The organism is Clostridioides sp. ZZV14-6009 (assembly GCF_020658095.1).
Classification (GTDB): Bacteria; Bacillota; Clostridia; order Peptostreptococcales; family Peptostreptococcaceae; genus Clostridioides.
Map to the genome: position 1 here is coordinate 1 of NZ_JAGWDG010000029.1, position 21,919 is coordinate 21,919.

At 28.3% G+C, this 21,919-nt stretch carries 15 protein-coding genes, 1 tRNA gene and 1 other RNA gene; 15 read left to right on the forward strand and 2 right to left on the reverse strand.

The window, feature by feature from the left end:
- Positions 1-148: 148 nt before the first annotated feature.
- Positions 149-223, forward strand: a tRNA-Thr gene (locus KGF36_RS19285).
- Positions 224-432: 209 nt separating this feature from the next.
- Here KGF36_RS19285 and srtB read toward each other — a convergent pair.
- The gene (gene srtB / locus KGF36_RS19290) at positions 433-1,116 is read right to left on the reverse strand and encodes a class B sortase (protein WP_227830347.1); all 684 of its coding nucleotides are present in this window, start codon (positions 1,114-1,116) and stop codon (positions 433-435) included.
- A gap of 134 nt (positions 1,117-1,250) precedes the next feature.
- Here srtB and rnpB point away from each other — a divergent pair.
- From rnpB to KGF36_RS19330, 8 genes are all read left to right on the forward strand, one after another.
- Positions 1,251-1,585: RNase P RNA component class A (rnpB, locus tag KGF36_RS19295), an RNA gene on the forward strand.
- A 285-nt stretch (positions 1,586-1,870) separates the two neighbouring features.
- Positions 1,871-4,411, forward strand: coding sequence for an SPOR domain-containing protein (locus tag KGF36_RS19300; RefSeq protein WP_255612800.1), 2,541 nt, complete (start codon positions 1,871-1,873; stop codon positions 4,409-4,411).
- A gap of 122 nt (positions 4,412-4,533) precedes the next feature.
- Complete coding sequence (locus tag KGF36_RS19305) at positions 4,534-6,525, forward strand: hypothetical protein (RefSeq protein WP_227830345.1); 1,992 nt, start codon at positions 4,534-4,536, stop codon at positions 6,523-6,525.
- Positions 6,515-6,835: a hypothetical protein gene (locus KGF36_RS19310; protein WP_227432352.1), complete on the forward strand. Its 321-nt coding sequence runs from the start codon at positions 6,515-6,517 to the stop codon at positions 6,833-6,835. Before KGF36_RS19305 ends, KGF36_RS19310 begins: the two co-directional genes overlap by 11 nt.
- A 193-nt stretch (positions 6,836-7,028) precedes the next feature.
- A complete protein-coding gene (gene galU, locus KGF36_RS19315; RefSeq protein ID WP_285891649.1) occupies positions 7,029-7,904 on the forward strand; it encodes a UTP--glucose-1-phosphate uridylyltransferase GalU in 876 nt (291 codons plus the stop codon).
- Positions 7,905-7,926: 22 nt separating this feature from the next.
- Positions 7,927-8,940 (forward strand): UDP-glucose 4-epimerase GalE, encoded by a 1,014-nt coding sequence (galE, locus tag KGF36_RS19320; protein ID WP_227830344.1) that lies wholly within the window; start codon positions 7,927-7,929, stop codon positions 8,938-8,940.
- A gap of 110 nt (positions 8,941-9,050) precedes the next feature.
- Positions 9,051-10,985, forward strand: a complete 1,935-nt coding sequence (locus KGF36_RS19325) for a cell wall-binding repeat-containing protein (RefSeq protein WP_227850892.1) — start codon at positions 9,051-9,053, stop codon at positions 10,983-10,985.
- 211 nt (positions 10,986-11,196) lie between these two features.
- Entirely contained in the window at positions 11,197-12,006 is an 810-nt protein-coding gene (locus tag KGF36_RS19330; protein WP_255287899.1) for a DUF3800 domain-containing protein, read from the forward strand.
- A gap of 210 nt (positions 12,007-12,216) precedes the next feature.
- Here the strand turns inward: KGF36_RS19330 and KGF36_RS19335 are convergent, their stop codons facing one another.
- Complete coding sequence (locus KGF36_RS19335) at positions 12,217-13,098, reverse strand: LysR family transcriptional regulator (RefSeq protein ID WP_227830341.1); 882 nt, start codon at positions 13,096-13,098, stop codon at positions 12,217-12,219.
- A gap of 413 nt (positions 13,099-13,511) precedes the next feature.
- Between KGF36_RS19335 and KGF36_RS19340 the strand changes: the two genes are divergently transcribed.
- The 6 genes from KGF36_RS19340 (at position 13,512) to KGF36_RS20550 (ending at position 21,646) form a co-directional block, all read left to right on the forward strand.
- Entirely contained in the window at positions 13,512-14,360 is an 849-nt protein-coding gene (locus KGF36_RS19340) for a sugar phosphate isomerase/epimerase family protein (RefSeq protein ID WP_227830340.1), read from the forward strand.
- 82 nt (positions 14,361-14,442) lie between these two features.
- Complete coding sequence (locus KGF36_RS19345) at positions 14,443-16,365, forward strand: FAD-dependent oxidoreductase (RefSeq protein ID WP_227843047.1); 1,923 nt, start codon at positions 14,443-14,445, stop codon at positions 16,363-16,365.
- 84 nt (positions 16,366-16,449) lie between these two features.
- The gene (aroE, locus tag KGF36_RS19350; RefSeq protein ID WP_227830338.1) at positions 16,450-17,313 is read left to right on the forward strand and encodes a shikimate dehydrogenase; all 864 of its coding nucleotides are present in this window, start codon (positions 16,450-16,452) and stop codon (positions 17,311-17,313) included.
- 195 nt (positions 17,314-17,508) lie between these two features.
- Positions 17,509-18,726, forward strand: coding sequence for an MFS transporter (locus KGF36_RS19355; RefSeq protein ID WP_227830337.1), 1,218 nt, complete (start codon positions 17,509-17,511; stop codon positions 18,724-18,726).
- Between the two features lie 63 nt (positions 18,727-18,789).
- Complete coding sequence (locus KGF36_RS19360; protein ID WP_227830336.1) at positions 18,790-19,572, forward strand: shikimate kinase; 783 nt, start codon at positions 18,790-18,792, stop codon at positions 19,570-19,572.
- Between the two features lie 208 nt (positions 19,573-19,780).
- Positions 19,781-21,646, forward strand: a complete 1,866-nt coding sequence (locus KGF36_RS20550) for an HIRAN domain-containing protein (RefSeq protein ID WP_227854969.1) — start codon at positions 19,781-19,783, stop codon at positions 21,644-21,646.
- The last annotated feature ends 273 nt before the right edge of the window (positions 21,647-21,919 follow it).

Genomic DNA, 21,919 nt, shown 5'->3' on the forward strand with positions numbered 1-21,919 from the left:
TGATAGGTCGAAGGTGTAAGTGCAGCAATGTATTTAGCTTATCGATACTAATAGGTCGAGGACTTGACCAATATTTACTTGATGTTCATTAATTAAAATATATATGCAGTTTTTAGAGTGTTAATTTAACTCATAATAGAATAAGTGTGCTGGTGTGGCTCAACGGTAGAGCAGCTGACTTGTAATCAGCAGGTTGTAGGTTCGATTCCTATCACCAGCTCCAGTGAAGACTATGTTAAAAACATAGTCTTTTTTATTGTGTAATATATTTATTCTTTTATATATATATAGTTTATATAAATAGACAAGAAGTTGATAAATTTAAGTAAGAAATAGCTATACAGATTAAAATAATTATTTTAATCTGTATGTGAATACCTTAACGCAAAATTTTGATTATTTGTGTAAGAATTGGTAGAAAGATATGTATATTTAATTTGAAACTAACTTGCCATGGATTACCATTCTAGCATCATCAAATTCATAAGTGCATGTAGAAAGTGTAACTATCTTATCTTTGCTATTTACTTTAATATTTGATTTATGTAATGATTTGGAAGTAATAGCATCTATGTATTTTTGATAGTCTGATTCACTATTAAAGCTTGTTTTTAGATAATCATAATCAGATTCTACAATATAGGCAGAAAATACTTCATATAATAATTCTTTTCCATCCATAGTGATTTTTATTCTATTATTTTCTTTAAAGAAATCATCATCTTTAAACTTATTTAGATTATTAAACATTGTTTTGTTTTTCATATTATGTCCATATACTATAACATTTTGGTCATCCAGAGATTTATTTCTATAATCCATGAATAATGTACCTGAGATAGATTCTTTACCATAAAAGTTTTTGTCAAGATAATAAGAATTATCTTTAGATTGTACAACTGGATAATTTATGTTTGTATTATCAACAGAAAGCCAAAATTTAAAATCTCTGTTTATTTTTGATAAGTCTTCTTTTTTATTTTCTTTTTTCTGAAGTTGAGCAGATGTTTTAGTATCATAGTTGTATTTGTTAAGTTTTAAGTATATATTAAATCCACTGTAGATTATTACTAATATTAGTATAATATTAATTATTACCCTATATAATTTTTTCAATATTCCACCTCAAATCATAAATAATAGTTTATATACCTATATTACACTATTTTTGAAGAAATTTAAATTTTTAGTATAATATTACTTTGACATACTTAAGGATTTATGATAATATAGCTAAGTAAAATGAATATTAAGTAAGCCAGATAATCGCATGTAATTTTACATGAGGAAAGTCGGAGCTCCATAGAGCAGGGTGCTAGGTAACACCTAGTGGGAGCAATCCTAAGGATAGTGCAACAGAAATAAACCGCCACTTATGTGGTAAGGATGGAAAGGCGAGGTAAGAGCTCACCAGCAGCTAGGCGACTAGTTGGCTATGTAAACCCCACCTGGAGCAAGACCAAGATAGGAATAAAGAGTGCTGCTCGTACTCTCCGGTAGGTAGGTCGCTTGAGCTTATTGGTGACAATAAGCCTAGAAAGATGATTATCTAATACAGAACTCCGCTTATAGACTTGCTTAATTTTTTCGATAGGTAAAACATCAGTTTAAACTGATGTTTTTTTATTTGCAAATTTGTCTAATTTACTTTCAAAATTTTGTGGAATATTGTAATATAAGTTAGTACAGATATTAAAAATGGTATAATATAAGATAGATATAAAAAGAAAAAGTAAAATGATGTAAATAATATGATATTATATAAGATGTAGTAAATTTAGTAACTAATTATTAAAATATCATAATCAAATTAGTAATTTTACATAATGTAAATATCACAATAAAATAATTGATTTAAGGAGTGAAGGTTTTGAGTGAAAATAATATAATAAGAAATACTGTTTTAAATGTCACAGCAAGTTTTTTAAAACAAGAGTCTAAGATAAATGAAAAATTAGAAGGTGTTTTAGAAAAGAAATTTGAAAAAGTAGAATTCAACGAAGCAAAATATGCTGAGCTTTTAAAATTTAATATATTGTTTTATAAAACATTAGCAAGAAATACAGAACCACTTATCGGGAAATGGATAGTAGATAAATACATACCTGAAATAGATGAATTAGAGAAAGACTTAGAATTGACTACAGCTAAATGTAGAAAGTATGTAAATAAGGCAATGAAGGATGGTTTAGACTGTCTAAAAGCCAACGATTTAAGTAGTTTTTTAGCTTATGATAAAATGGACCTGTCAGAGAGACGAAGACGTTTAGAAAAGGATTATAAGGTTCTAAATCTATATAAAGACCTTCTTAATATAACACTTAGAAAGATAAGCTTAGAAAAGAAAGATTGTGCAAGTTTATTTCTTAAGAATCAAGCTGATGCTAAAAGAGAACTAAAAAGAGAAATAATATTCTGTGTAAATAAGATATTAGCTAGTAGCAAAGAGGTAGTACCTAAAAATATAGAAGAAAGTTCTGAACAAAGTAGTGAAGATATAAAAGCAACAGAAATTGAGGATTTACAATTAGGTAAAGATAATTCAGAAAATGATGTTTTATTAAATTCAGTTAAAAAGTCAGAATTAGGAAAAGAACCACAGATAAATGATGTAGAAGCAAAGTTTATGGATAAACTAAATAGTTTAAATGATGAAAGTATATCTCAAACTGTATATAATGAATATAAAAAATTATGTGGGTTAGAAGAACTTCCTTATGTTGAAGGCTATGGTTTTGGTAGAGAAGTTATTAAAGACTTTGTTTGTGCAACAGTTGCATTAGAATTTTTGAAGAGAAGAAATAGAGACCTTATAGAAGGTGCGATGAGACTAACTATAATTGGAGAATTTGGTGCTGAAAATTTTAAGGAATTCATAGATTATGTAATTAAAAATAAAACAGAAATTAGTGAAAATGTTTGGGAAGAAGCACACGTTGTTCTAAAAGATAAATCTTCTGAATTAGAAAATCACGATATTGTATCAAAGAGAGCTAGAAAAAATAAAGACATTGATATTGAAGAATATATTTATATGATAAAAAATGCAGATAAAGATGTTTGCTTTAGAAGTAGCATTTCTATAGAAGAAGATACTAAAGAGGAAGATGCTAAAGAAGACGTAATTAATAAGAATGACAATATAGAGAATGTTCTAGAAAATAAAGAGAATATTGAAAAAGAGCACGATGTAAATGAAGAAGAGATAATTGAATCAGAAAATAAAAAGAGTAGAAAAAAAGATAAATTATTTGGATTTATGAAAAAAGAAAGCAAAAAAGAGGATGTAGTAGAAGTAACTGAAAAAGAAGAAATTAGCCTAGGTAATACTTCTGATGCAGTTACAGATGAACCTAATGAATTTATTAAGGACAATATAGAAAACTTAGAAGAAGTAAACCAAAGTTTAGAAGAAGAGCGTAGTATAAAAATAGAAAAACCAATAAATAATAATGAGTTAGATAAAAAACTATCAGCAAGTAATGAGCCTAAATCTGAAAAAGAAAGTAAGGGATTAGGTGATGAAATATCAAAAGAAGCAGAAGAAAAAAAGGTAGAAAGTGAAAAATCAGTAGTAATACCTATTAACAAGAAAGAAAAAAATAGTAAAAAATCCAAACATTCTCCTAAGTCTAATTCTAAGGAAAAGAAAACAGAAATAAAAAATTATGAATCAAATGAAGAAGATTTTATAGATGATGAAGAGGTTGGTTCTAAAAAAAGCAGATTAAAAGAGACTATTATAGCTATCGTTATAGTGGCAATTGTTGGTGTAGGATACTTTATAACAGTAGGCAATAACAAGAAAAATGATAAAGACAGTACACCTCAAAAGGCATCAACTCAGCAACAGGCTAACAACAAACAAACAGAAGAAGAAAAGAAAGCAAAAGCTGAAAAAGAAAAGAAAGCAAAAGCTGAAAAAGAAAAGAAAGAAGCAGAAGATAAGGCAAAAGCGGAAGAAAAAGAAAAAGCTGAAAAGAAAGCAAAAGAAATGGAAGCATATAAAGATGGTAAAGGTGTATATTATACTGTCTATGCAGGTTCACTTAAAGTTGAAGCAACAGCAAAAGAAACAGCAAAAGAATATGAAGCTAAAGGTATTTCTTCAACAATAGTTCAAGAGAATGGATATTATAAAGTGAAGATAGGTGATTATTCTGAATATGGAGAAGCACAAGAAAAATGTAATGAATTAGCTAAGAAATCTATTGATACATATATAGCGATGTATGATAAGTACTATGATTATAAATTAGAAGATTTGAAAGAATCAGCTCCTTCATTAAGTGCTGAAGAACTTAGACAAAAATATGAAGATTTAAGAAGTGAGTTAAGAAATAAATCTGGATATCGTGAATATGTTAAACATTTAGATAAACTTTATGAAGAAATAGTTGAAGGTGCTTAGGATATTTATAAAATAAGGACAAATTATGTCTCAAAATAAAAAGTATTAAAAAATATTATTTATTTTGAGGCATTTTGTCCACCTTTAGAAAATAATTATAATTTTGTTTAGGCGGTGAAGGTATGTTGAAATTAGGAGAAAAAATTATATATGAGCTTTCAGATGGATTTGAGCTTAGTGGTATCAGTAGATATTCAAAAGAATCTAAAAAACTTCATATAACAAATTTAGGTAATATTATAATCAGCAAAGCAGATGAAGTTAATGATGAATCAGGGGTAAAATATATATATAGTTTTTCAGATAATAAAAAAAAGTTAGAAGCAGTTTTAGAAGGTTCTCAAATAATTATTTATGGAGATAACTTGCCTTTTTATATAAAAAGTGAGAATTCAAGTAAGAATGTTACAGCAAGTTTAACTATGAAAATAACTTTAGATGAATATGATTTAATCTGTAAGAGCCAAAGAGAATTTATATTTTATTTAAAAGACAACATGACTATCTTGAGTTTAGATGATAATAAATTTTATATGGGTGGAATTAATAAAGATAACGAAAAGTTTATATTTATCAGTGGAAAAAATAGATTTGAAATAAACTTTGATGATATAGAAAGATATATTTTAGAAGATAAGAAAGTTTCTCTAAAGGGTTATTTTCATATGGAAAGAGAAGGTCTTATAGTAAGGTCTGTTTCTATATTTAATAATAATATAGAAAATATAGTTCCAGCCGATTTAAGTGAGAGAGTTAAAGATAATAAGAAAATAGGAAATCTTCCTAAAGATTGTGATATAGTATTCTGTAAAATATCAGGAAACATAGATGGATTTGATTATAAAAACACAAATATGCTTTTAGTAAAATATCAGGATCAACTTATTTTTATAAATAAGAAGTCTAAAAAAACTATTGTTAAGTCAACAAAAGATAATTGTTCAAAGTTAATTTTAGGAGAAGACATTATATTATATGATAATAAAAATGTATTTAACTTGCACATAAATGATAAAAATAAAGAAGCTATGCAAATAGAGGATTTAAAAGACATAGAAAATGAAATAGTAGGATATACATTAAAGCATGCCCCATTTTTTATCCAAGAAGATTTTAATAGTTTAACGATACTGAAATCTTTCCAAAAAGAAATTATATCTATAAAAAATAGTGATGTCAAAGATATTGTAATTAATAGAGAAATTGAAAGTAGAAATTCTAATTTTGTAGAAACAGAAATAAAATTTAATAATCAAAAAATAATTTTAAATTTAAGTAGAAGTATGGTTCAAAAACTTATGCAAGATGTATTTATATATGCAAAAAAACCACTACTTAAAGACGTTTCTGTTGAGATTTTATATAAAAATTGGTCTAAAGCTATGAATGATATGATAATATTTAATTTCTTTGGAAATATCTATTACATGAAATCTGAATTTGATAAAGTATTAGAAAGAGAATTGAATGATGAAATAAGAATAGAAGTCATAAATGCACTTTATAATCAGATACAAGAACAGAGAAATAATTTAGACTTAATATCAGCTTATACTCCAAGAATATTAGAAAATCAAGAGATAGAGTTATTTGAAAAGTATAATGCAAAACTTGATGTACAAGTATTTAGACAGATTAAAAATTTATTCTTTGATTTATCATACAATATAAGTAGTTATTTAGATGGAGTTGAAAAAAGTTTAGATAATATTATATTTGTAATATCAGGTGAAGATAAGAAGCGATACAATTATAGGATGTTAAAGGAAAGTGAAAGTGCAAACTTGGATGTATTTTTAAAACAAGCTATATCAAGATTAAATCATTTAGTAGAAAATATGTATCCTTACTATGTGGATGAAACTAGTAGAGAGATGTTTAAGTTATTTGAAGTCTTATGGAAAAACTATAAAAATATTAATGATGATAGTATAAAAGAAGTATTATTCGAGAGAATAACAAATACATATGTATTTAGACAATTGACATTAAATAATAATACAAATGAAAGAAGAAAAGACATAATTGAAAAAATATATAATTCTGTTGATTACGGAGCCAATAAGCTAGATGAAAATATGTTTTTCACAGGAGGAATGAAGTATGTCAAGTAAATACAATGTATGGAATTTTAATTATGAATTTTTAGGACTAAATTCAAGTGATGAAAAAAATAATGAAGTTTATTATGAGATTGATTTAGATGAAGTCTTAAATGAAAACTATATAAGTGAGGATATAGATGGAGATTTAGATACTGATGGAAATAGCATCTTAGGAGAATTAATATCAGAAATGGATATAGATGAAGATGTAAGTGTTGACATGACATATCAAGAATTAGAAGTGGATTTAGAAGATTTAGATTCATATTTGGATGATGATATAGATAGTGATATAAAGGGCATTTTAGATGAAATTTAGTACCTATGTGAGTTTTAGGTATAATATAGACAATATAATATATTAACTTATAAAAACTAAAGGTAGATGAAATTTCATCTACCTTTATGTTCTTGTAATGTCAAGAATTGGGATAATATAGAGTTTGAAGAAAAAGTATAAATATGGTATATTAATTTGGTACAAGAGAAAATTTACGAAGAAGGGTGAAAAAATGCAGATGACAGTAAAAAAAGCGATAATACCAGCAGCAGGGCTAGGAACTAGATTTTTACCAGCAACAAAATCACAGCCCAAAGAAATGCTTCCTATAGTAGATAAACCAACTTTACAGTATATAATAGAAGAAGCTATAGACTCAGGAATTGAAGAAATTCTTATAATAACAGGTAGAAATAAAAAATCTATAGAAGACCATTTTGATAAATCAGTTGAATTAGAGTTAGAATTAGAACAAAAAGGTAAGACAGAAATGCTAGAAATGGTAAGAGATATATCAAATATGGTAAATATTCACTATATAAGACAAAAGGAGCCAAAAGGTCTTGGACATGCAATTTACTGTGCAAAAAGTTTTATAGGTGATGAACCTTTTGCTGTATTATTAGGTGATGATATAGTAGACTCAAATGTGCCTTGTCTAAAGCAATTAATAGATACTTATAATGAATATAAAACAACTGTACTAGGTGTTCAAAAGATAGCTAAAGAAGATACAAACAAATATGGAATATTGGATATAAAACATATAGAAGATAGAGTTTACAAAGTTAAAGATATGGTTGAAAAGCCTGCAATTGAAGAAGCACCATCAGACATAGCCATACTTGGAAGATATATAATAACTCCTGCAATATTTGATATATTAGAGAAACAAACACCTGGAAAGGGTGGAGAAATACAGTTAACAGATGCACTTCAAACTCTTGGAAAACAAGAGGCTATTTATGCTTATAACTTTGAAGGAAGAAGGTATGATGTGGGAGATAAGATTGGCTTTTTAGAGGCGACAATAGATTTTGCTCTAAAAAGAGAAAATCTAAAAGATGATTTAATGGATTATATGAGAAAAAAAGTAAGCGAAAAATAAATTTAGAAAAGAGGTAATTACTATGGCGGTTTTAGTAGCTGGAGGAGCAGGATATATAGGAAGCCATACAGCAATAGAACTTTTAGAATCAGGTTATGAAGTTGTTATAGTTGACAATTTAAGTAATAGCAACTCAATAGTAGTTGATAGAATTAGCGAACTATCTGGAAAACAAGTAAAGTTTTATAATATTGATATAACCAATAAAAATGAAATGCACATTGTATTTAAAGAAAATAATATTGAATCTATTATCCATTTTGCAGCTTTAAAAGCAGTTGGAGAATCAGTAGAAAAACCAATTGAATATTATAGCAATAATCTAATAAGTACATTAAATTTATTTGAATTAATGAGAGAATACGGTGTTAAGAAATTTGTATTTAGTTCATCAGCTACCGTATATGGAGATCCACATACTTGTCCTATATTAGAAGATTTCCCACTTTCTGTAACTAATCCATATGGAAGAACGAAGCTTATGATAGAGCAGATGTTAGTGGATATATCAAAAGCAGATGAGTCATTAGATATAGCACTTTTAAGATATTTTAACCCAGTAGGTGCTCATAAGAGTGGAAGAATTGGTGAAGAACCAAATGGAATTCCAAGTAACTTAATGCCTTATATAACAAAAATAGCAGTAGGTAAATTAAAAGAACTAAGTGTGTATGGAAATGATTATCCAACTCATGATGGGACTGGAGTTAGAGATTATATACATGTATTAGATTTAGCTGCTGGTCATGTAAAGGCATTACAAAAATTAGAAGAAAATCCAGGACTTGTTGTTTATAATTTAGGAACTGGTAAAGGATATAGTGTTCTTGATTTAGTTAAAGCATTTTCTAAAGCCAGTGGAAAAGAGATACCATACAAAATTGTTGGAAGAAGAGCTGGAGATGTAGCAATGTGTTACGCAGATTCATCAAAAGCAGAGAAAGAACTTGGGTGGAAAGCTAAATATGAACTTGAAGAAATGTGTCAAGATTCTTGGAGATGGCAAAGTATGAATCCAAATGGATACGAGGCATAAAATGAATATTAATGGGGTAAATGTAACAAATTTGTAAATACAAGATATTGGTAATTTTATGTTATAATTAGAGGCGTGTAGTTATGTTTCTAAAAGAGGGGGAAGTTATAGTGAAAAAAAGTCTAAAAAAGTATTTAGTACTAGCAATGACTTTAGTTTTAGTATTTGCATGTGGCGTACCAGAATCAAGTGCAGCCAGTAAACATGTAATTATAGTAAACTCAAGAAAAAATACTCTAGGATATTTTGTAAATAGCAAGCTTGTAAAAGAATTTAAAGTTGCAACAGGGAAAAAAGGTTCAGAGACACCAACAGGTAAAACAAAGGTAGTTAACAAGATAAAAAATAGACCATATTATAAAGGAAATATACCTGGAGGAAGTCCAAAAAATCCATTAGGAGATAGATGGATGGGATTAGCATTAAAAGGAACTTATGGAGATACATATGGGATACATGGAAATAACAATGAAAGTTCTATTGGAAAACACATTTCTGGTGGATGCATAAGAATGCATAATAAAGAGGTTAGATGGTTATTTGACCAAGTTCCAGTAGGTTCAGATGTAATTATAGATTATAGTAATGACAGTTATACTAAAATAGCAGCAAAATATAAGATAAACTTAAATCAAACAGGATGGAAAACAGAAAATGGTAAGAAGTATTATGTAAAATCTGATGGAACATACCAAAAAAATAGTTGGTTAAAAGTAAATGGAAAAATGTATTATTTTGATGCTTCAGGAGTAATGCAAACAGGATGGAAGACAATTAATAACAAAAAATATTACTTAGGAACTGATGGAGTAAGAGTATCTGGATGGAAGGTAATTGATGGAAAAACTTATTACTTTAATTCAGATGGAGTAATGCAAACAGGATGGCAAGAAAAAGATGGCAAGAAATACTATCTAGGAAATGATGGATTATCAGTAGTAGGATGGCAAGAAATAGATGGTAATAAGTATTACTTTGATAAAACAGGAGTAATGCAAACAGGATGGCAACAATTAGAAGGTAAATCTTACTATTTAGACAAAGAAGGTAAAATGTTAACAGGAACTCAAAAAATAGATGGAAAAGATTATACTTTCAATGAAGATGGAACAATAAACCCTACATGGAACACAGTTATAGGAGCAAATAGATTTGATACAGCTAAAAAAATAAGTGAAGTTGGAAATTGGAGTACTGATAGTTCAGATACTGTTGTATTAGTAAATGGAAATGCAATAGCAGATGGAATAACAGCAACACCTTTGGCAAGTAGTTACAACGCAACAATATTACTTACTAATACAGATAAATTACCAACTGAAACTATTTCAGAAATGAATTCATTAGCACCTAAAACAGTAATTTTAATAGGTGGAGAAAATGCAATAAGTTCTAAATTAGAGCAAGAAATAAAGACTACTTTTAATGCAGAGACAAAGAGAATATCAGGCCAAGATAGATATCAAACTGCTATAAGAATAGCTAATGAACTTGGAAACAGAGAAGAAATAAAGACAGCTTATATGGTTTCTGGAAATGGAGAAGCAGATGCTCTATCTGTAGCTTCTAAAGCTGGAGAAGAAAAACAACCTATAATATTAGTTAAGAAAGATGGAATTACAGAAGAATCTTATATATGGCTAACAGAAAGAAAATTAGAAAATGCATATTTTATAGGTGGACCAAATGCAATCAATGATTCAGCAATAGCTAAGATGAATGAAATAACTACTGAAGATGTTTCAGGAAATAGAATATATGGAAATGACAGATTAGATACCAATGCTAAAGTTATAGAAAAATTCTATGGCGATACTGATTTACAATCTGTATTAGTTAGCAAATCAGATGCTTTAGTAGATGCTTTATCAGCTGGTCCATTAGCTGCAAAATTACACTCACCAATAGTTTTAATGGATAATTCAGGATTATCATCAGAACAAAATAGAGTATTTGCAAATAAAAGAGTTGAAACTCCTTATCAAATTGGAGGAGGAGTATCTTATATAGGCATGGATAAATTAATAGATATTCTTGGAAAATAATAAAACTATATAACTAATGTATAAAATGAAATTGAGATGTAAAATTCAACAGCCTAAAGCTTTGATTATTTATATCTCAATTTTTTTATTATAAAATTAAGTTTAAGTTATCTAAAAATCTTGGAATATTTTCAAAACTCATATAAAATAAATATAGGTGATATCATCATATGTTAAGAGGGTGAGTGAAATTATAAAGAAGAAGTATATAATGTTTATTGATGAAAGTGGGAGAGCTGATATAAATCATGAGGACCCATTTACATTAACAGGAGTAATTTTTGAATATAAATATGCAGTGAGTCAAGGTGATTATGTCTGCTGTTTAAGGAAAGAGATGGATGCATTTAAAGAGTATTGCTTTGGAACTAGTAATATAGGAATACACTTGACTGACATATCCAGAAAGTCAAGAGCATTTGAAAGGTTTGATGATTCACAAATTAAGTTATTTTATGATGAATTACCTTTATTTCTATCTAAACTAGAGTGCACCATAATATCAGTAACAGTAGATAAGACTAGATTAAAAAAATATTATGCACCTTCAAAGGAACCTTATGTTGTGGCTTTTATACATGTACTTCAAAATTTCTATTCATTTGTAAATAATGAAAATGTAGAGTCTGCAAGAATAGTTATTGAATCAAGAGATGATGTTTCAAATTTAAAAGTACAAAAGGCATTTTTTGATGTTTTTAATAATGGAACAATATATTTAGATATAGATGAAGAGTTAAGAGATAAGGTAAAAGGTTTTATAATTGCAAAAAAGGAAGATGTAGATTACAAAGAGGGTTTAGAAATAGCTGATATTCTATGTAATCCTCTTAGTAGAGCTAGAAGAGGATTAATAGAAGCAAATCCAAAATGTATACAATATGGGGAAAAAAATAAAATATTTAAATCTGTAAGAAGTAAAATATACACTCCAACTAGTTTAAATGACATAAGAAATTGGGGTTTTAAAGAAGTTCCAATTATAGAGCCTGTTGGACCATGGCTTGAAAAAATGAGATAGATAGATTGACAAATTTTTAGAAAATTGATATAATATAAGTAACTAAGTTATTCAGGAATTGAAATACAGTTGCTGTTATATAACGATTATTGCTGGGACTCGGATGCCGACTGTCAGTTAAGAATCTATACTTTTAGAAGTATAGATTTTTTTATTTTGGAAGAAATACTAAAAAAGAGACTATTTAAAAATAACCTCTTTTATTAATTCTTATAATTGAGCATTTTTAATGACAAAGTTTTTGAAATTTTTAATCGCAGGTGGTAAATATCTATCCTTTATAACTGCTAGGTAAAAATTTCTTTCCCAACTTGGATAAACGATTTGAATTACTTTTACTTTTGTAAACTTAAGCATAGACATATTTGGGACTACAGCTATGCCGAAATTTTTTGCAACTAATCCAGCAATTACTTGGTCTTCTTCTACTTCATGAACTATGTTAGGTTGTTGATTTATTTTTTTAAACATGTCATCAATTATATATCTAAGTCCACTTCTTTGATTAAATACTATTTGAGGATAAGGTATTGTTTCTTTTAAATCTATAGTATCTTTTGTAGCCAGTGGGTGGCTATATGGTACAATTAATACTAAATCTTGTTTGGCTACAGGTATAAATTCAATTCCCTTCTCTTTTTCAAGTTTTGAGCAAAAAGCAATATCGTATTTTCTTTCCTTAAGACCTTGGATAATATCAGTAGTTACACCTGTATGGAATTTAAAGTCAATTGATTTATCAGGATTAGATTTTAAGAATCTATGAACCATATCAGGTATAAAGTCTGTACCAAGTGTTCTAAGGAAAGCTAAGTCAATTTGCCCTTCACCAGTACCAGTTATCTTTAGTGACTTTACACTTGAGTCTAAGATTTCTAATGATTTTTCCACATCTTTTAAAAATATTTTACCATATTTAGTTAAAACTATATTTCTACCTTCCTTTTCAAATAGAGACACTCCAAGTTCACTTTCTAACAAAGAAATAGCATGGCTCAAACTTGGTTGTGTTATAGATAAATTTTCTGCTGCTTTTGTATAGTGCTCTAAATGTGCCAATGTAACAAAATAGCGTAAGTGATATAAATTCAATTTTTGTTCATCCTTTCATGAGTATCGTATTTTTTATTTGTATGTATTTAAAGAAGTTGACCTTAAAGAAGTTTTTCACATTTTTATTATATATGATTACAGCATAATAATAAAAGCTTTTAAAAAAATTTATCGTTTTTTGTCTTAAATTTTAGATAGATAGAGCTAAGGAATACATTAATAAATTATATTATCAATAAAATCTATAAACAAAATCTATGAATTGATAGGAAATTATCAATTTGTTATTAACAAAGTCTCATGATACAATAAATTTATAAAATCTAGATAAAGATAAATCAAAAAAATATTTTTGTTTTTAAAGTAAAATGATACTACTAGTAGAATAAATAAAAAAATAAAATCAAAAAAAAGATTAATTATAAAGAAATTAAAGGGGGCATATTTAAATTATGGATAATCAAAAAAATATTAACATTCCAATTACTATTAGTTCTTATACATTAGGTACAGAAGTTTCATTTCGCGACAGAGTTCGCATTGCAAAAGAAGCTGGATTTGATGGTATTGGATTACGTGCTGAAAATTATGTAGATGCAAAAAATGCTGGAGTTACAGACGAAGAAATGCTTTCAATTCTTGATGAATATAATATGAAAGTTACAGAAGTAGAATATATAACTCAATGGGGAACTAAAGAAGATAGAACAGAAGCACAACAAGAAAAAGAGCAAAATGTTTATCATATGGCTCGTTTATTTAATGTTAAACATATAAATTGTGGTCTATTAGAAATGGTACCAGAAGAACAAATTATAACTGCATTGGGAGAATTATGTGATAGAGCAGGAGAACTTATTATAGGACTTGAGTTTATGCCATACAGCGGTGTGCCAGATTTAGCTACTGCTTGGCGTGTTGTAAAAGGATGTAACCGTGAAAATGCAATGCTTATATTAGATACATGGCACTGGGCTAGAGCAAAACAAACAGTAGATGACCTTGCCCCTGTTCCAGCAGAAAAGATAGTATCAATTCAAGTTTGTGATGTTTTAGAGACACCTTATGAAAAACTTAGAGATGAATCACTACATGACCGTGTAGCTCCAGGTGAAGGATATGGAAATACAGAAGATTTTGTAAAAATAATCAAAGAACATAATATATCACCAGAAGTTATAGGCGTTGAAGTAATATCTGATTCTTTAGTAGCTAAAGGATTATCAACTGCAGCTGAGACTGTATTTAAGGCAACTAAAAAAGTATTAGATAAAGCATGGCCAGAAGTATCTCCAAAATAAAAATAGAGTTATTCGATATTAAAGTATATGAAGCATAAAAATATAAGAAAAAAATATAAAACTTGAAAGGAAGGAAAACCTTATGAAGATTAGTTCTATGTTTACACCTATAAAAATTGGTTCAATGATAGTTCCAAACCGTTTTGTAGTTCCTCCAATGGGAAATAATTTTGCAAACACAGATGGTACTTTAAGTGAAACTTCTAAGGCTTATTATCTTGAACGTGCCTTAGGTGGTTTTGGATTAATAACTATAGAATCTAGTGTTGTGGATAAGAAAGCTAAAGGAGGACCTCATAAACCTTGTTTGTATGATGATAGTACAATAGATAGTTTCAAAAATGTAATAGATGCCTGTCATAATGCTGGTTCAAAAGTATCTATACAATTACAACATGCTGGTTCTGAAGGAAATGAAAAAATTGCAGGGTATCCTTTAAAAGCTGCTTCTGCAATACCTGCATCAAATGGACGTAATACACCATTAGCAATAACAACTGAAGAAATATATGAGCTTATAGAATCTTATGGAGATGCTGCGTTACGTGCAAAAAAAGCTGGTGTGGATGCTGTTGAAGTTCACTGTGCTCATGGATATTTAGTTAGTAGTTTTATATCACCAAGAACAAATAAACGTGTAGATGAATTTGGTGGATGTTTTGAAAATAGAATGAGATTACCTCGTCTTATAATTGAAAATATACGTAAAAAGGTAGGAGATTCTATAGCAATACTATGTCGTATAAATAGTACAGATGATATTTTAGGTGGAATTGATGTACATGATAGTTCAGTAATCGCAGCTTATTTAGAAGATTGTGGAGTAGATGGACTTCATGTTTCACGTAGTATACATATACATGATGAATATATGTGGGCTCCTACAGTTCTTCATGCTGGATTTAGTGCAGATTTAGTTACAGAAATAAAAAAATCTGTGAGTATACCAGTAATAACTGTTGGTCGCTATACAGAGCCTCAATTTGCTGAATTGATGGTTCGTCAAGGCAGATGTGATTTAGTTGCATTTGGTAGACAAAGTTTAGCTGACCCAGGCATGCCTAACAAAGCTAAAAATGGTAAGTTAGATGAAATGATACCATGTATTGCATGTCTACAAGGTTGTGTACCAAATATGTTCCAAGGTAAGCCTATAGCATGTCTTGCAAATCCGATATTAGGTCATGAAGCTGAACTTAAACCAGCTGAAACTACAAAAGAAGTTCTTGTTGTTGGTGGCGGTGTCGGAGGTATGCTTGCAGCATGGGTATGTGCTGAGAGAGGGCATAAGGTAACTCTAGTTGAAAAATCTGAAATGCTTGGTGGGCAAATGCGTTTAGCTGCATATCCTCCAGGTAAAGGAGATATCACTAATTTAGTTCGTAGTTATATTTCAAAATGTAATCAATATGGTGTAAAAATATACACTAATACAGAAGTTACAGTAGAGTTTATAAAAGAAAAATCACCTGATGCAGTTATTGTAGCTACTGGTGCAACTCCACTTGTACTTCCTATACCAGGAATTAATGAATCAGGATTAATACATGCAGTTGATCTTCTTGATGGAAAAGAATCTTGTGGAAAGAAAGTTCTTGTTGTTGGTGGTGGAATGGTTGGTTGTGAAGTGGCAGCATTCCTTGGTGAACAAGAACATGATGTTACTGTTATTGAATTAAGAGAACAAGTTGGTGCAGATGTAATTTCTGAACATCGTAAATTCCTTATGGATGATTTTAAAAGTTACAATATACATACTGTTACTGGTGCTAAAGTTGCTAAGTTCTATAACGATGGAGTTGACTATTCACTTGCAGATGGAACAGAAGATAATTTAAAAGGGTTTGATTCAGTAGTGCTTGCTATGGGTTCTCGTAATTATGACCCATTAAGCGAAGAAGTAAAGAAATTTGTGAATGAAACTTATGTTGTTGGGGATGCAGTAAAGGCTCGTAGAGCATTGGATGCAACAAAAGAAGCTTTTGAAGTAGCATTAAATATATAGTTGAAATTAAATAGATGTTTCTTTGCAAATAATTAAATAGATTATTTGCAAAGAAATTGATGATATTGGGAGGATATAATAATTATGGAAATTTCAGGTAGAACAGGGTTATTCGCATTAATAGGTACACCAGTGGGGCATTCTAAATCACCACTAATGTATAATTATAGTTTTGAAAAATTAGACTTAGATTATAGATACTTAGCTTTTGATATTACTGTGGACAAGGTAAAAGATGCACTTTCAGCTATAAAGACGTTCAACATAAAAGGAGCAAATGTAACAATGCCATGTAAAACTGCTGTTACAGAATATATGGATGAACTTTCTCCAGCAGCTCGTATAATTGGAGCATGCAATACAATTGTAAATGAAGATGGAAAGTTAATTGGACATATAACAGATGGTGTGGGTTACGTTCGTAATTTAAAAGAAAATGGAGTTGAAGTAAAGGGTAAAAAACTTACAATTATGGGTGCTGGTGGTGCGGCAACTGCTATACAAGTACAATGTGCATTAGATGGAGCAAGAGAAATATCTATTTTCAATGCTAAGGATGATTTTTATAAAAGAGCGGAACAAACAATTGAAAATATAAAGAAAGAAGTACCAGGATGTATTGTTAATTTATATGATTTAGCAGACACAGAAAAACTTTATGAAGAAGTATCATCAAGTGATATTTTGACAAATGCAACGCTTATTGGGATGAAACCTCATGACAATGAAACTAATATAAAAGATGTTAGTGTATTAAGAAAAGAGTTAGTTGTAACAGATGTTGTTTATAATCCAAATAAAACAAAAATGATTGAGGATGCTGAAGCTAATGGTTGTAAAGCTATTGGTGGGTTAGGAATGTTATTATATCAAGGAGCTGAGGCTTTTAATCTATACACTGGATTGGAAATGCCTGTAGAAGAAATTAAAGAATTATACTTTAAATAGACGAAAAAATAATATTTTAATAATGTAGAATATATGTATCTCAATGTTTTGATATTACTTTACAAATTGTCATAGTGGGTTTTGTATCGATGGCCTAGTTAAATGTAAAAGTTTAACTATTCTTTAAACCCATTATGGGAATGCGTTTATTGTATATAAAAATGTTAAGAAATTAACGAGAATAGGAGAATAACTATGAATAATAAAAAATACTATCCTACTGCCATAGCTTTGTATTTTTCATATTTTTTACTTGGTATTGGAATTTCAATTTTAGGACAATATAAACCAGAATTTGCATCTATGTGGGGAGCTAAGACTTTATCAGATGGAACTCTTGATGTGAGTATTGTTTTAGCTGTTATTGCTGCATTAGGGTTAGGTAGACTTATATCATATCCATTTGCAGGCCCTATTTCAGATAAATATGGAAGAAAGGTAAGTGGACTTATAGGTAATTTTCTACATGCAATTTTCTTTGTTGGAATTGTATTTTCACCAAATTTTTACATAGCGTATATATTTGCAATAATTGGAGGCGCAGCAAACTCATTTTTAGATACTTGTGTAACACCTTCTTGCATGGAGATATTTGCTAGTCTAGGAACAATAGCAAATATGTTTACTAAATTCACAATAGCTTTAGCGCAATTTTTACTTCCTTTTATAATTGGATTTGTTGCAGCAAATTCAATATCATTTAAAGTTATTTTTATAGTAACAGCTGTTCTTATTATTATAGATGCAATTTTAATAGCTGTATTGCCATTTCCTCCAGCTAACAATGTTATTGATAATAATGGAAAGGCTGTCAAGTCAGAAAAAATGAAGTTTACACCAACAAGTATAGCTCTTGTTTGTATTGGATTTACATGTACATCTACATTTGTACTATGGCTAAATTGTAATCAAGAATTAGGTAAATTATATGGTATGGCTGACCCTACAAAAATTCAATCTTTTTATTCAATGGGAGTAATCTTTGCAGTGTTAATAACTTCTGTACTTATAAAAAAATATGTTAAGCCAATAAGAATACTTGTTATCTATCCTGTGATAGCTTCAATTATGTTATTAATTGTGTACTTTGTTCAGACTCCAACTATCTGTATGATAGGAGGATTTGTAATAGGTTATTCAGCAGCAGGTGGTGTGCTTCAATTGACTACATCGACAGCAAATGAAATGTTTCCAACTAATAAAGGAAAAATAACATCTATAGTTATGATTGCATCTAGTATAGCTAACTATGTTATTTTAAATATAGCTGGATTTATTACAAAATCTGGTGGAGTAAATGGTCCAAAATACGTTGTATTATTTAATGTAGCTATAACGTTTGTTGGAATTTTACTTGCATTGTTTGTAAACATGAGATATGAAAAAGAAAAAGTACATGATTATAATATGTAACATTAGTATAATATAATTGTAAGTATTTTTAATTTTAACATGTCTGAAAGAAGAGGTGTCACAATGGAAAATATAGAAAAAATAAGAGAAAAAATAGATTTATATGATGATGAGCTGATTGATTTACTTGAGAAAAGAATGGAATGTATAAAAGGTATTATTGATATTAAAAAGGAAAAAGGTATTCCCATTTTACAGCCAGACTATGAAAATAAAAAAGAAGTAGCGTTGATTGAGAAGCTAAAAGGTCATAAGTTTGAAAATGAAATTATAGATATTTTTAGATATATAGTAAAAAATAGTAAGAAAATACAGGCTAAAAATTTATTCTCTTATAATATAATGCTTGTTGGATTTATGGGGGTCGGAAAAAGTACTGTATCATCATACTTGAGTCATCTATTAGAAATGGAGCAAGTAGAAACAGATGCATATATAGTTGAGCATCAAGGAATGAGTATTTCTGAAATATTTGAAAAACGAGGGGAAGAATATTTTAGAAATCTTGAAAGCCAAGCATTAATAAGTTTTCAACAAAGAGAAGGACTAGTTGTTTCCTGTGGGGGAGGAATCGTACTTAGAGATAAAAACGTAGAATATATGAAAAAAAGTGGAAGAATTGTTTTATTAACAGCAAGTCCAGAAACTATTCTTCAACGTGTTAAACATAGTGATGAAAGACCAATACTTAATAATAATATGAATGTTGAATTTATATCTGATTTGATGAAAAGACGAGAAGCGAAATATATGGCATCAGCAGATATTATTGTAAATACAGATAATAAAACAATAAAAGAAATTTGTGAAGAGCTAGTTGTAAAGTTAATGGAACTTGATAAATAAATTCTAATTTAAAATGAGTATGTATTTAAAAAAATAAATTTTAACTTAACAAAATCATTGTTAAGCGATGTAACTTTAATATTTGTACAATTAGTATTACTGGAAATCTTAATTTCTAGTAATATTTTTTTATGTGTAAAAATGTAAATTCACTAAAATAAGTAGTATAATCAATATAAATTATAATAATGTAAAGGAGGATAATTTAGTGGGCAGTATTTTTAAGCAACTACAAAAGATTAAGGATTATGATGGATATAAAGAGTCATTTGAAATGAATTATTTATGTATATACGAAAAGATACCTTTAAGAGAACAAGTAGAACTTGCAAATAATTTGGTAGAGAATATTTTAAATATTTATAGAAGTGAATCTAATAAAATTGACGTGTTAGAGGAGTATAATCATAAGTCTCTAATTTGTTATTTTGAAATTTTTATGAAAAAGATAAATACTCTAATAAAGGAGAGAATAATTGATGAAAAGTGGTTATATCAGCTAACAAAGGATTTAATATATACAAGTGAAAAAGATGAGTATGTAAAACTTGGGCTTGTTTTAAGTGAAAATTATTTAGATGTAGACAATATAAGAGAAGTAGTTGATACATTTTCTAAATCTGGAGAATACATATTTTATTTAAGTAATACTATTAGAAAACTTGAATTTTACAATACCTATTTGTTTAATCTATCTAGAATATCTACAGGTTCAATAAAAGTATTTGCCATTGTCAATATAGAAAATCTAGATTCTAAAATAACCTCTTATTTAATCGAAGAAGGATATAAAGATAAAAAATATGAAGGATTACTAATGAACTATATTATTTCTACAGTAGATTTAAGCGAATATCTTGAAAGACGAGATTTAGATAAAGATAAGGTAAACAACTTAGCACATCTTATATGTAATTATTTGTTAAGTGTAGAATTTAAATATATAGGGAATAAGGTGGAATTAGTGAATCAATTTCTGCCAATTGTAACAAGCTATGGGACTAGCTTTGATAGTCTATATTCTATTTTTTTAATAGCAGTAGGTGTTTTAGAAGATGATAAAGTAAGTTGTGATAAAGTTGAATTTAAGAAAGAAATGAATAATGTTTTACTCAGTGAAAAGTGGAAAAGTGTATTCTTTAAAGCATTAAATGAAGCCGATGGAAAGATAGAAGATATGATAAAAATGTCAAAAATTTATGATGTACGTTTATCTTTTGATGATTTATTGCCATATTTAAATAAAGATATTCGAGATTTTGAGGTGTATTGGCATATATCTAAAAAGGGAAGTGCAAATTGTAAGTTAAAGTTATTAGACTTTTTTGAAAAAACATTTAAAACAGAAGAGTTAATTGGAAAAATGGAAGACATAGAAAAAAATAAATTAACACAAGAATATTACGATGATATGTTATTTTTTATTGTCCTTAAAGGTAGTAAATCACTATACCCTGAAGGAAAGAATCTATCTTTAAAAGGAATTTTTGGAAACATAAATGAAGTACGTAAAGAATCTATAAATATTTTAAAGAGGTATAGAGAGAGACTCTCTCTTAAAGAAATGCAAATAGTTAAAGAAGCTTATGAAAAAGAAAAAAATATCAAATTAAAAGATGAGTTAAGACGATTATTATATAAAAGTAATAATTTAAAAAAAGAATTTGTAAATACTAAAAAGCTGAAGGTAAATGAGCATGGTAAAGATATTTATTTGACTTCAGTAGCTGTTGCTGGCTCAAGGTTTAGAAATAGAGAATATCTGGAAAAGGAATTGGAGAAGAGTAAGATATACTATCTAAACAGAGAGAAAGATAATTTATATGATGAAAATGCTATCAGAATAGTTGGAGAAACTGGATATGTAATAGGTTATGTTCCAAGAAAAGATAATTATATTTTGAGTAATTTATTAGATGGAGGAAAACTCTTGTATTGTAGAGTAACTGAATACAATTTAGATGAAGATTATATTTATATAAACATATATTTGAGTTATAAAGATGTTATTGAAACTGTTGAAAATTCTCTTAAAATGGTATTAGATAGAGGTAAGGTAAAAATTGTAAACTAAATAATATTACGAATTATTTAAAATTTAAACTATAATCAATATATTTGATATTATTTGGTTGAAATATGGAAAAATTTAAAATACAATTAACATATAAATGAATTTAATTTAAAATTCGCAAATGTTATTTTAATTTAACCTATAATGGCGAAATTCCTCTTCCTCGCCATAGGAGGTGGAAGATGTAAGCCTAACTGATAGGTTATTTATTTTACTTGATTTTCAAAAAAATGTATTGTACTATAAAATCAGTAGTAAAAACTGAAAGGAAGT

Excerpts from the sequence above, each read along its gene's own strand:
- KGF36_RS19310 (WP_227432352.1), top strand. The coding sequence starts at position 6,515 with ATGTCAAGTAAATACAATGTATGGAATTTTAATTATGAATTTTTAGGA.
- KGF36_RS19345 (WP_227843047.1), top strand. The coding sequence starts at position 14,443 with ATGAAGATTAGTTCTATGTTTACACCTATAAAAATTGGTTCAATGATA.
- KGF36_RS19330 (WP_255287899.1), top strand. The coding sequence starts at position 11,197 with ATGTTTATTGATGAAAGTGGGAGAGCTGATATAAATCATGAGGACCCA.
- KGF36_RS19355 (WP_227830337.1), top strand. The coding sequence starts at position 17,509 with ATGAATAATAAAAAATACTATCCTACTGCCATAGCTTTGTATTTTTCA.
- KGF36_RS19340 (WP_227830340.1), top strand. The coding sequence starts at position 13,512 with ATGGATAATCAAAAAAATATTAACATTCCAATTACTATTAGTTCTTAT.
- galE (WP_227830344.1), top strand. The coding sequence starts at position 7,927 with ATGGCGGTTTTAGTAGCTGGAGGAGCAGGATATATAGGAAGCCATACA.
- KGF36_RS19360 (WP_227830336.1), top strand. The coding sequence starts at position 18,790 with ATGGAAAATATAGAAAAAATAAGAGAAAAAATAGATTTATATGATGAT.
- aroE (WP_227830338.1), top strand. The coding sequence starts at position 16,450 with ATGGAAATTTCAGGTAGAACAGGGTTATTCGCATTAATAGGTACACCA.
- galU (WP_285891649.1), top strand. The coding sequence starts at position 7,029 with ATGCAGATGACAGTAAAAAAAGCGATAATACCAGCAGCAGGGCTAGGA.
- KGF36_RS19305 (WP_227830345.1), top strand. The coding sequence starts at position 4,534 with ATGTTGAAATTAGGAGAAAAAATTATATATGAGCTTTCAGATGGATTT.